8 protein-coding genes and 1 pseudogene are annotated in these 8,795 nt (G+C 62.9%); 7 read left to right on the top strand and 2 right to left on the bottom strand.

What is annotated here, in order from left to right; genetic code table 11:
* Positions 1-388: 388 nt before the first annotated feature.
* A complete protein-coding gene (locus tag QZ079_RS05780; protein WP_297036262.1) occupies positions 389-985 on the top strand; it encodes a hypothetical protein in 597 nt (198 codons plus the stop codon).
* Positions 986-1,073: 88 nt separating this feature from the next.
* A complete protein-coding gene (locus QZ079_RS05785; protein WP_297036265.1) occupies positions 1,074-1,709 on the top strand; it encodes a hypothetical protein in 636 nt (211 codons plus the stop codon).
* Positions 1,710-1,800: 91 nt separating this feature from the next.
* Here QZ079_RS05785 and QZ079_RS05790 read toward each other — a convergent pair whose 3' ends face one another.
* Positions 1,801-3,195 (bottom strand): amidohydrolase family protein, encoded by a 1,395-nt coding sequence (locus tag QZ079_RS05790; RefSeq protein WP_297036268.1) that lies wholly within the window; start codon positions 3,193-3,195, stop codon positions 1,801-1,803.
* A gap of 82 nt (positions 3,196-3,277) precedes the next feature.
* Here QZ079_RS05790 and QZ079_RS05795 point away from each other — a divergent pair, with 82 nt between their 5' ends.
* The 3 genes from QZ079_RS05795 to QZ079_RS05805 all read left to right on the top strand — a co-directional run bounded on the left by QZ079_RS05795 (position 3,278) and on the right by QZ079_RS05805 (position 5,472).
* Positions 3,278-3,553 carry a hypothetical protein gene (locus QZ079_RS05795; RefSeq protein ID WP_297036271.1) on the top strand — a complete coding sequence of 92 codons (276 nt, stop codon included), beginning with the start codon at positions 3,278-3,280 and terminating at the stop codon, positions 3,551-3,553.
* Positions 3,554-3,833: 280 nt separating this feature from the next.
* A complete protein-coding gene (locus tag QZ079_RS05800) occupies positions 3,834-4,403 on the top strand; it encodes an NAD(P)H-dependent oxidoreductase (RefSeq protein ID WP_297036274.1) in 570 nt (189 codons plus the stop codon).
* Between the two features lie 73 nt (positions 4,404-4,476).
* Positions 4,477-5,472, top strand: a complete 996-nt coding sequence (locus tag QZ079_RS05805; RefSeq protein WP_297036278.1) for a hypothetical protein — start codon at positions 4,477-4,479, stop codon at positions 5,470-5,472.
* A 52-nt stretch (positions 5,473-5,524) separates the two neighbouring features.
* On the opposite strand, the gene QZ079_RS05810 is transcribed toward QZ079_RS05805, so the two are convergent.
* On the bottom strand, positions 5,525-6,313 hold the full coding sequence (locus QZ079_RS05810; protein ID WP_297036281.1) for a mechanosensitive ion channel family protein: 789 nt from the start codon (positions 6,311-6,313) through the stop codon (positions 5,525-5,527).
* 193 nt (positions 6,314-6,506) lie between these two features.
* Between QZ079_RS05810 and QZ079_RS05815 the strand changes: the two genes are divergently transcribed.
* Both QZ079_RS05815 and QZ079_RS05820 read left to right on the top strand, forming a co-directional pair.
* The gene (locus QZ079_RS05815) at positions 6,507-7,643 is read left to right on the top strand and encodes an aldo/keto reductase (RefSeq protein ID WP_297036284.1); all 1,137 of its coding nucleotides are present in this window, start codon (positions 6,507-6,509) and stop codon (positions 7,641-7,643) included.
* Between the two features lie 9 nt (positions 7,644-7,652).
* A pseudogene (locus QZ079_RS05820) lies at positions 7,653-8,795 on the top strand (excinuclease ABC subunit UvrA); the annotation flags it as partial.

Below are 8,795 nucleotides of genomic sequence, written 5' to 3' on the forward strand. Positions count from 1 at the left end.
CTTCGACATGGGCGAGGCGGCGGACGCCGTCCGCGCTGCCGTGACGGCCGTGCTCGACGCCGGCCTCCGCACGCGTGACATCGCGGACGCGTCGACGCCGGCGGAGTGCGTGCTGGGTACCGCAGCCATGGGCGATGCCGTGGTGGCGCGGCTGTAGCGGCAGACGCGCTACGCGGGCGGCGGTGCATATGGCGGCTCGCGGGAATCGGGCGAGGTAAGGGCTTCGCATGAGTCGCGTCAGGGGTGCGTAAGGGCTTGCACCGGAGGCCGCTCGCGCCGTTTCTGGAGCCCGCGTTGGTGCTACAGTCGTTCCCATCTGCAGTGAATGCTTGCGGGGAGCCGGGTCGCGTGGCCTGGTTCCCTTGCTGCGAACGATGCGGGAGGGGATATGGCGGGCGGCGAGGCGGACGAAACCCGTGCGAGCATGCGCAACGCTGATAACGAGAACGAGAGCCCGGTGCGCGAGCCGGCGCCGGTTGCCTTGCTCGCGGGATGCGGCGTGATCGCGCTGCTCGTCATCGTGAGCTTTGTGAGCATCGTGCTTCGTTCTATGGGCTTCTTCGTCATGGGGATGCCCGGCGTCATCACGATGTACTTTTCCATGGTGTGCTGCTGCCTGATTCTCGCCATGCTTGCGGTGCCCGTGGTGGGCGGCATTATCACGGCGGAAACATGGCGCGTCAAAATCCTGGGAAGCCTTGTCGCGATAGTGGTAACGGTTCTGCTCGCCTGGATCTTCATCTTGAATCCGCTGCTCGATATTCCGTGCCTCGGCTCGCCGAATACCATCGAGCTTACCGACGTGAGTTTCACGAGCGACAATGTCAACGATTCGGTGTTCTATGAGATAGAGGGGTATGACACGGAGGGAAACCTGCACGCGTTCGATGTCGACCGCGGGTTCGGCGATGCGTGGGATCCCAACGACCATGACGCAACCGTGACGTATCTGCCCCATTCCGAGACGGTGCTTTCGATAGAGTAGATGCAGGTAAACTGAGCTTGCAAAGCGTGTGGTCTGCTGCGCGGCACGTGTGAAAAATCTCTCGGGAACTTTTGCATAGGAGATATGCATGCGAAACGACCTTGTTGAGCCGCCGACGCCCGAAGAGCTCAAGAACATGAGTCAGGAGGAGTTCAACGAGCTCGTGCGCAAGTGCGTGGAGCAGGATGAGAACGACCCGTTCTACGAGCCACCGTCGCGTGCCAAGTTCATTGGATGCCTCTCGGTCGGCGTGCTCGCTGCCGCAGCGCTCGTCTGGCTGCTCCTGCGCATGTTCGGCATGTTCACCATGGGGATTCCCGGCGTGGTGAGCTCATATCTTGTCGGGTTGTTGTTCGTTGTCGTCATCGCGCTGCTTGCGCGACCCATCGCGGAAGGCGTCAAGGAGGTGGCGCATCCCGCGAAGCGCGCGTTCGCGGCGCTTGCGGCTCTTGTCATCATGGGTTGGCTGGCATGGCAGTTCGTGCTCAACCCCATACTCGATATTCCGTGCTTGGCCTCGCCGAGTAGCGTTGAGCTTACGAACGCTCACGTCGACTGGGAAGACAGCGGATATTACCAGCTCGAGGGCGATGATGCCGAAGGTCGGCCGTGCGTCTTCACCATCGACCGGTCGTTCTACGATGCGTGGAATCGAGACGACCGCGACGCAACCGTTACGTACCTGCCGCATTCGCGAACGGTGCTTTCGGTGGACGTACCGTAAGGCGGCGTAAAATAACCCCAGGGGTTTTTAACATCTGGAGCCAATCCAGATGTTAAAAAACCCTGGGGTTATTTTACGCTATTGCATGCGCCTACGCACGAGCTGCTAGCTCTGCCGTGGTGGGGAGCGGAGCGGTGTCGGCGAGGATTTCGTCCAGTTCGGCATCGAGCTCCGGCATGCGCTTGACCTGCGGGTTCTCGAGCAGCGCACCGCCAGCCATGACATAGGCGGGCGTGCTGAGCGCGCGCAGGTCCTCGAGCGGGTTGCCTCGCGTGACGAGGATGTCTGCCGAAAGACCCTCGCGAATCTGCCCGCACACATCGGCAAGCCCCAGAATCTCGGCGTTTACCTGCGTGGCCGTATGCAGCGCGAATGCATTGCTCACGCCCGCGTACTTCGCGAAATAGGCCACCTCGCGCCACATGTCGTAGTGCGTGACGTAGGGGCAGCTGGAGTCCGTGCCCAGGCCGACGGGAATGCCCAGTTCGAGTGCCCGTCGCGCGCTCTCCACGATGCCCGCGCACACGATGTCTCCGTTCACCTTCTGCACCTCGGTGGAATGCGTCTTCTCGGCCGGGAGCTTCACGAAGGGGAGCGCCGGCGAGATGGTGCAGGTCACCGTGGGTTTGCGGCCAGCGAGCTGCTTGCCTGACCCGTTGAGATAGAGTTCCTCGATGCGCGGCGTCATGGGCGCGCCGTGCTCGATGGTGTCCACGCCGCCCTCGAGCGCGGCAAGGACGCCCTCCGTGCTTTCGACGTGCGCCATCACGGGCAAGCCGAGCTTATGGCTTTCCGAGCAGGCGGCTTCGATCATGGCGGCGGGCATGCGCAGCACGCCGGGCTCGCCAACCTTCGTGGCGTCGAAAACGCCTCCCGTGATGAAGAGCTTGATGACATCCGCCCCGTGGGCAGCGAGGTCGCGCACCGCCTCCGCAGCTTGCTCGGGCGTTTCGCTTACCTGGGCGAAGAGCCCGGCGCCATGGCCATCGGGTACGGTGATGCCCGTGCCGGGTGCTATTACGCGCGGGCCGGCAAACGCTTTGGCGCGAATTTGATCGCGGCACCAGATATCGCCAAGCGCGGGGTCACCGGCACCGCGGACGGTGGTCACGCCACTTGCGAGCTGCGTGAGCACGGCCGTTTTGATGAGCTTGTGGATGAGCGCGCGACCGATGGGGTTCGACTGCGCAAGCTTGATAAGGCCGCTTGCATTGCCCGAGCTCACAGGCTTGCCGCTGCCGATGAAGTGCGCGTGCAGGTTGATGAGGCCGGGCATGAGGTACGCGCCGGCGAGGTCGACGACCTGCGCGCCGGGAGCAAGGTGTCGCGCGTGGCTGACGGGATCCGCACCGGCGGGTGCTTCGGCAACCTGGGCGATCTTGTCGTCGTGCACTGCGACGATGCAGCCGGGATGGGGCTGCATATCCGCCGATCCGTCGAGGACGGTCGCGTTGATGAAGACGATATCGTGCTGCTGAGATGCCATAGCCGCTCCTTCATTCTGCCGATGCACGCGTTGCCATGCGTCGCCGCGCACCTCGTGGCGTGTTGGCATAAGCATACGTCTTTTGTTCGTAGAAGGTCAGCCGTACTTCAGATCGGTTTCCGATGGCGTATACGTAGACCCGCTCGCCGCCCTCGGGCTTCCTCGCTTCAACGTCGAAAAACGTATAACCAAGGAAATCTGCGTCTGGAAACCCGGCATGGTGGATTGGCAGCTTGCCGAGTTCGTTCCCGAGGCGCTGTGCCTCGCCGCGCTCACCCCGTCGCTTGTGCCGAGGGGGGGTAATGATCCCGGCGTCGCGTCAATTGTGAACTCGTTGCAAATGAACAAACGTTGGTAGGACAAGATGGTGCGGATGTTGCGGCAAGGGAAAGGGTATGTTTCAAACATCCTTACTTTCTCCAGTTTATAAGGATGATTTGCTATGAAGCGTGTTAGAGCTACAGATGTTAAGGTGGATATTGATGATACGGGAGGTCTTATCAGCTTCGATTGGGAGTGCCCCTATTGTCATATGACGAACTATGCCTTTACCTATAGCGGTAACGTCGAAGTTGTATGCGGCGATTTTGAAACCGACCAAGAGTGCGATTATTGTGGCTTAACCCCAAGGAGACCCCATGCACACCCTCATCGTCTACTGCCACCCTTACGAACAGAGTTTCTGCCACGCCATGCTCGAGACGCTCTGTGAGCGCTATGACCGCGAGGGCACGCCGTACGAGGTGATCGATCTCTATGTCGACGGCTTCGACCCGGTACTCTCCCGCGATGAGCTTGCGGTATACAACGCTGGCACGGCGCTCGATCCGCTCGTGACGCGTTATCAAGAGCTCATCGCCGGCTGCAACCGCCTCGTGTTCATATTCCCCATCTGGTGGAACGACGTCCCCGCTATGCTCAAGGGCTGGCTCGACAAGGTGCTCCTATCAGGCTTTTCGTGGGAAGCCACCGGCGAGGGGCTCATAGGCACGCTCACCTACATCGAATCCGCCGAGGTCTACACCGCCTCATCGAACCCCACGGAGTTCATCCGCGAGCACACGGGCGACGCCATCCAGCGCATGTTCATCGAGGGCACGCTTTGGCAGCTAGGCATCGGGCGCGGTACGTGGGAGAATTTCGGAGGCATGGACACCTCGACGCCCGGTGAGCGCGCGGAATTCCTGCGGAAGCTCTCGGGCAGGTAGGCGGATGAGTTGCAGCCAGTGGTAATCTGGCGCTTGGCGTCAGGCTGTCGCGTGGCGGATGAAGGGAGCTACGATGCGCGGGTACGAGGAAGAGCGCATGCTCAACACGTATGAACCAGATTACTATGTGCCGGAAGGCCCGGGCGACCCGCTGCCTCCTGCGCGACGCGACAAGCGTTTCGTCACGCCGGTCGAGGCGGCGATCATCGTCGCGCTCGTCGTCGTGGCGCTCATCTCCGCGTTTCCCATGCGCGCGCACTTCTCCGACCCTGCCGCCTATGCGCACACCGTCGAGCGACTCGACGAGAAGCGCAACGTCGTTCTCGGACTCACCGCGGCGGCGACTGGCGCTTCCGCGGCAATCACCGCGATCCCGGACGACACCGGCACGCCCATCGCCGAGCGCCTCATGGACCTGAGCGGCGACCTCGCGATCGTGCTCATTGCCATTTATATCGAAAAGTACCTGCTCACCATCTTCGGGTTCACGGCGTTCGGTATCCTGGTGCCTGTGGCCTGCGCGCTGCTCGTGGCAGTTGTCCTCACGCGACGTCGCTCGCAGATCTGGGTCACGCTCGGCGGCGTGGCGACGAAGCTCTTCCTCATGGGTATCGTGCTCGTGATCACCGTCCCCGCAAGCGTGGCGGTCACCGACATGATCGAGCGCACGTACGACCTCTCCATCTCGACCGAGGAGATTTCGGGAGAGGTGGCTGCAGGGGAAGACTCAGCCGGTGAGGCGGGTGATGCCGAAGAGGCCACGGGCAATCCTTTCGTCGACGCCTGGAATTTCCTCTCGAGCGTGCCCGAGCTTCTGGGCAACGCCGCGAGCGACCTCACAGACGAGCTGCTGAACAGCGTGAGCGATCTCATCGACGGCTTCGCGGTGCTTATCCTCACGACCTGCGTGGTACCGATCGGCGTGCTCGCGTTCTTCCTATGGGCGGCAAACCTCGTCACGGGCATCGACGTCTCGGGAGCCATGCGCGTGCTCAAGCCGCGCACGGTCGATAACGTTCGGAACGACGTGCGCCGTCTGCGCTCCCGTGCGTCCAAGGGAAAGCGGTAGCCCGGCGGGCGGTCGTGGGTTGAAATGAACCCGTCTCCAACCAACCTATGGTCTAGCCCACGGTGCGAGCAAGTGCGCGCACCACGGCATCGGCCGCGATGGCGACCTGCGAAGCGTTCTCGATCTGCAGGATGACTTTTCCGCGAATGCCCAGCACGTCAATCTCGGCGAAGTACACGCGCGGCCCGTCGATGACGGGCGAGACCTCGGCGGCTGCTTCGCGCGCGCAATCCTCGATGGCACGGGAGAGCTCGTCGACGTCCTCGGGTGGCGTCTCGCGTCCGGCCACGCCCTCGCGCGGAATCGCGAACGGCACGATCACACGGTTCGCGGGCAGCAGATGCACGAGCGCGGTGGTCGAAATGATCGAATTGGGGATGATGACCGTCTGCCCGAGGTTGTCGCGAATGGTGGTGTGGCGCCAGGTGACGTCCTGCACGACGCCGCGCTCGTCGCCGACCTCGATGTTGTCGCCTGGTTTCACGATGCCCATGAACGTGACCTGAAGCCCGCCGATAAGGTTGGCGAGCGTATCCTGAAAGCCCAGCGACACGGCGATACCGCCAACGCCGAGGGCCGCGATGAGCGAGCTCGTGTTCACCCCGAAGCACGAATCGAGGATGATGCTCCCGCCGATGACCCAAATGGTGGCGCGGACGATGTTCACGATGATCGTCGCGGTGGGCAGCGGGTTGCCGTCACGGCGCAGGATGTGGCGGATGGCGCGCGCGGCGAACCGCGAGGCGACGATGGTCACGGCAGCGATGAGCACGCCCCAGAAGACGCTGCCGAAGAACTTGTTTGTCACGATGCCCTGAAATGCCAAGAAGAGCTCGCCCACAGCATCCTCCTTTGGTTGCGGCCGTGCTGGGCTCTTTGGTATCAGGGTACCACGCGGCGCCTTGCCCGGCTCGCATACGACAAATAACCCAACTGCCGATGCTGCGGGAGCGCCTGTCGCATGAATCGGGCGCGACGGTCGCATTTGGGGAATATACTGGACGTATTCCAGCAAGGGATGAGAAGGGATCATCATGGGTGACGAACGGTATCTGGGAGAGAGCACGCCGAAGCTCGGGTTCGGCTTCATGCGCCTGCCCAAGCTCGAGGATGGTGCGATCGATATCGAACAGACGAAGGACATGGTCGACCGCTTCATGGATGCCGGCCTCACATATTTCGATACGGCGTACGTCTACGACAACGGCGGCTCGGAGCGCGCGCTGAAGGAGGCGCTCGTCGACCGTTATCCCCGCGAGGCGTTCACCGTCGCCACCAAGGTCAACACCCACGTCGCGACATCGGCGGAAGATGCGCGCCGTCAGCTCGAGGTGAGCTTGGAGCGCACGGGCGCGGGGTACTTCGACTACTACCTGCTCCACGCGATTCAGCCTTCGAATGTGGCGAAGTACGATGAGTACGGCCTATGGGACTTCATGAAGGAGCAGAAGGAACGCGGCCTCGTGCGCCATTGGGGCTTCTCGTTCCACGGGAGCCCGGAGCTTTTGGATACCCTCCTTACCAAGCATCCAGATGCGGAGCTCGTCCAGCTGCAGATCAACTATGCGGATTGGGAGCATCCCGAGGTCGCCTCGCGCGCGAACTACGAGGTCGCGCGCAAACATGGCAAGCCTATCGTCATCATGGAGCCGGTAAAGGGCGGTATGCTTGCGAACCCCATCCCACAGGTGCAGGAGCTCTTGCGCACGGCAAACCCTAGCGCTTCGTTCGCGTCGTGGGCGATCCGCTATGCGGCCTCGCTCGAGGGAGTCATCACCGTGCTCTCGGGCATGTCGAACCTCGAGCAGATCGACGACAACATCTCGTTCATGCGCGACTTCGAGCCGCTTTCGGATGAGGAACAAGCGGTGATCGCGGCGGTGCAGCGGGCATTCGCGAGCATCGAATCCATCCCCTGCACGGCATGTCGCTATTGTACGGACGGCTGCCCCATGCATATCCCGATCCCCAGAATCTTTTCCGCGCGGAACAAACAGCTTGTATGGGGGCTTCATGACGAGGCGAGCAAGAGCTACGAAGAGGCGGTGGGTGCCGAGGGCGCCGGTCGCGCCGGCGACTGCATCGCGTGCGGCCAGTGCGAGGCGGCGTGCCCGCAGCATATCGAGATCATCGACTGGCTGCGCGACTGCGCAGAGGCGTTTGAAGGTTAGGTCATAGGTATGGTCGAAGAACCCGGTCGCGCGCGCGACGCGGAAATGCAGGGGCACCGCGTGAGCCCCGATCATATCGAGGTACGCGGCGCGCGCGTGCACAACCTGAAGAACATCGACGTCGATATCCCGCTCGGTTGCCTTGTGGGCATCGCGGGCGTCTCCGGTTCGGGCAAGAGCTCACTCGCGCTCGGCACGCTCTATGCGGAAGGGTCGCGTCGCTATCTCGACGCGCTCTCCACGTATACGCGCCGGCGCATCGCGCAGACCGGGCGCGCCACGGTGGACGAGGTGCTCCATGTGCCTGCGGCGCTCGCGCTGCGCCAGCGCCCTGGTATCCCCGGTGTGCATTCGACATTCGGCACCTCGACTGAACTGCTCAACTACCTGCGCCTTTTGTTCTCACGGCTTGGCAGCCATATATGTCCCGTCTGTGGCGAGCACGTGCCGCCCAGCATGGACGTCGCGCTCGGTATGGAGACCGTCTGCCCTGCGTGCGGGGCGCACTTCATGGGCCCGGGAGCGGAGGACCTCGCGTTCAACAGCGGCACCTGCGGCGGTACGGGTATCGTGCGCACGGTGGACGAGGCGTCGCTCGTGCCGGACGAGTCCATCTCCATCGACGACGGCGCGGTGCTGCCGTGGGGCTCGCTCATGTGGGATCTTATGAAGCAGGTTTGCGGCGCCATGGGCGTGCGCACCAACGTGCCGTTCTGTGAGCTCACGCCCGAGGAGCGCGACATCGTCTTTCATGGCCCCGCCGTCAAGAAGCACATCCTCTACCGCCCCAAGAAGGGTGACGACTTCGCGGAGCTCGACTTCACCTACTTCAATGCGGTGTACACGGTGGAAAACGCTCTGTCCAAGGTGAAGGACGAGAAGGGCTTGGCACGCGTGAGCCGCTTCTTGCGCGAGGGCGTGTGTCCGGATTGCCACGGCACGCGCCTTTCTGCCGCGGCTCGCGGGACGTTGCTCGACGGCATGAACCTCGCCGAGGCGACGCGCATGACGCTCGACGAGCTCGCCGCGTGGGTGCCCACGGTTCCCTCGCTCATGCCAGAGGCCATGCAGCCCATGGCGGCCTCGATCGTGGCCGAGATGCGCGAGCCCATAGAGCGCCTGCAGCAGCTGGGGCTCGGCTACCTCTCGCTC

The sequence above is a fragment of the uncultured Enorma sp. genome (assembly GCA_905210055.1).
In the GTDB taxonomy this organism is placed as follows: Bacteria; Actinomycetota; Coriobacteriia; order Coriobacteriales; family Coriobacteriaceae; genus Enorma.